The organism is Pseudomonas sp. QLc11A (assembly GCF_052112305.1).
Taxonomy (GTDB): domain Bacteria; phylum Pseudomonadota; class Gammaproteobacteria; order Pseudomonadales; family Pseudomonadaceae; genus Aquipseudomonas; species Aquipseudomonas laurylsulfatiphila.
Genome location: NZ_JAVAJJ010000068.1, coordinates 1 through 321 on the forward strand (window position 1 = coordinate 1; position 321 = coordinate 321).

Annotated in this window: 1 protein-coding gene; it reads right to left on the bottom strand. The window is 61.1% G+C overall.

Annotated elements, in window-relative coordinates; genetic code table 11:
* A partial coding sequence (locus tag Q8X48_RS29920; RefSeq protein WP_407802677.1) for a calcium-binding protein occupies nucleotides 1-321 on the bottom strand: 321 nt, incomplete at both ends.

The window sequence follows — 321 nt, forward strand, 5'->3', positions numbered from 1 at the left end:
CGCGGTAGATGTCGCTGCCCGCGTCACCGCTCAAGTTCACAGCAGCACCGACCAGCGCCGTGCGCACATCGAGGATGTCGTTACCATTGCCGCCGGACGCATAGCCCCGAGCCAACATCAACTGGTCGTCGCCGTCATCGCCGTTCAACTGATCGAAACTGCCATCCGTGCCGCCTGTCAGCACGTCATTGCCAACACCGCCTCTCAGCGTGTCGTTGCCATTACCACCATCCAACGTGTCGGCTCCGTTGTCGCCAAGCAATGTGTCGTTGCCGTTACCGCCGTTCAGCGTGTCATCACCTTCACCGCCGCTCAACGTGT